The organism is Mesorhizobium sp. M1A.F.Ca.IN.020.06.1.1 (assembly GCF_004023265.1).
Lineage (GTDB): Bacteria > Pseudomonadota > Alphaproteobacteria > Rhizobiales > Rhizobiaceae > Mesorhizobium.
The window spans coordinates 1-2,323 of the sequence record NZ_RZSR01000938.1 but is presented as its reverse complement, the minus strand read 5'-3'; the positions used below and the strand labels follow the sequence as shown (position 1 = coordinate 2,323).

The window sequence follows — 2,323 nt, the reverse complement described above, 5'->3', positions numbered from 1 at the left end:
CGTCACGCTCGGCGGCGTGCCCGTCGGCGCACACCCCGCCGGTATCCGCTGGCTGCCCGGCGCCGCAATCGCGGGTGGCGCCATCGTCGGCGGCTTCGATATCGCGCCGGCGCTTCTCGGCAAAACCTCGCGCGAACGCTTTCGTGCGCTCTTGAAAATCAGCTGAGGCAAAATGGCTTACGAGCACGAGTCGAACCTGACCGGCGCCTATGACCGCTCCCCGCAGTTCCCGCTGTGGGACAGCGTGCTCAACCGTGAAGGCAAGATTGGTCAGGCGGCCGAGATGGTCGAGGCCCAGACCATCCTTCAGCGGAAGATCCGTTCGATCGGCAATCTGGTCGCGCGCGACGGCGACCGCGTCGAAGGCGCCGACATCATCATCGACGTTGCGGCGCAAACCGTCACGCTGATCGCCGGCAAGCTCTATGTGGCAGGCCGTGTTCTCGACGCGCCGGCGGCGGTGCTGACAGACGTGCCGATGACAGGTGCCGTGCACATTGGGGTGCGCCTGCTCAAAACGTATGTCACCGAGCTCGAGGAGCCCGCTCTGCTGGGCCTGATGCCGGGCTCGCTGTCCGAGGGGGAAGCGGGCGCCGCGCGCGTCGTGTTCGCGCTCGCCTGGGGCTTCTCCGGCGACGGCGGCGAGGGCGATCTCTATTCGGTCTACCTGTTGAAGGACGGTGTGGCGATCGACCAGACGCCGCCGCCGAACCTGACCGGCATCAACGCGCAGCTCGCGATCTACGACTTCGACGCGAACGGCAACTATATCGTCTCCGGCTGCTCCGTCTCGGCGCTGGGCAAGGATGGCGCCGACCAGGTCTTCTCGATCGCCGAGGGCGTCGCCAACATCAAGGGCCAGAAGCGCACGCGCTATGCGGCGCTGCGCCACCGTGAGACGGAAAGCTTCGATCTCTTCCGCATCCCGACCGAGGTGCACACCTTCGGCACGAACCCGACTATCGTCACCCTCAATCACGGGCCGATCGCCACGATCCGCGAAGTTCTGGTCGAGAAGGAAGTAACTGATACGGTTGTTCGTGGCGGCACGCCGAACGGCTCCGACGCTCTGGTCAACACGGGCGTGACGTCGATCCTCGAGGTGAACCAGGGCGCCACGACCTATGCGACGCCGGCCGATTACACGAAGGCCGGCGACCTGGTGTCGTGGGCGGCCGGCGGCGCCGAGCCCGCGACCGGGTCGAGCTACACCGTCAAATACCGCTATCTAGGCATCGTCTCGGCAACGGATATCACCGCAACCACCATCACCGTCGCCGGCGGCGTCAATGGCGGGCAAATCCAGGTCGACTATGACTTCAAGCTGCCGCGCGTCGACGTGCTCGGCTTGGATAGCGACGGCAATTCAGTCTACCTGAAGGGCGTTTCGAGCCGCACCAACGCGCTGCCGCCGACGGTGCCGGCCGACGTGCTGCCGCTCGCGCTGGTCGAGAACATCTGGACCGGCACGCCGAACGTCACCAATATCGGCGTGCGCGCCTACACCATGGCGAAGATCGACCGGATGTATAACAGCCTGGTCGACGCTCTGGACCTGATCGCGCTCGAGCGCCTGCAGCGCGACATCGACAGCCGCGAGCCGATCTCGAAGAACGGCGTGTTCGTCGATCCCTTCACCTCCGACCGCTACCGAGACGAGGGCGAGGCGCAGACCGCGGCCGTGTTCGGCGGCTTGCTGCGGCTGGCGATCGACCCGACCTTCCATGCGGTCAACCTGCCCGGCGTGACGCTGCTGAACTGGACGGAAGAAGTCGCGGTCGAGCAGGCTCTCGCCACCCGCTGCACCAAGATCAACCCCTATCAGAACTTCACGCCGCTGCCGGCGTCGATGACGATCAACCCGCCGGTCGACTACTGGACCGAGAGCGCCACCGAATGGGCCTCCGACAGCGCGGCGGCTTTGTCGTCGCCCGTGGTCATCACCACGTCGAGGTCGACCACCGGCCGCACCACGACGACGACCACGACGACGCAGAAGGAGACGATCGAGAGCTCGACGCGCGAGGAGCGGCTTTCCTATCTCAGGCAGATCTCGCTGCAGTTCACTATTCATGGCTTCGGCGCGGGAGAAAACCTGACCAAGCTCGAGTTCGACGGCATCGACGTCAATCCGGGCGGCCTTTCCGCCGACGGCGCCGGCCAGATCGTCAACAGCTTCACCGTCCCGGCCAATGTGCCGGCCGGCGCGAAGGGCCTCGTCGCCGAGGGCGCCGGCGGCTCGAAGGCTGCCGCCATCTTCGTCGGGCAGGGCACGATCGACATCGAGACGCTGCGTCGCGTCGTCACCACGACCGTGCAGCAG

1 protein-coding gene is annotated in these 2,323 nt (G+C 66.2%); it reads left to right on the top strand.

Annotated elements, in window-relative coordinates; translation table 11 throughout:
* Positions 1-172: 172 nt before the first annotated feature.
* Positions 173-2,323: DUF4815 domain-containing protein (locus tag EOA60_RS29290; protein ID WP_128312351.1), on the top strand; the 2,151-nt coding region annotated here is incomplete at its 3' end.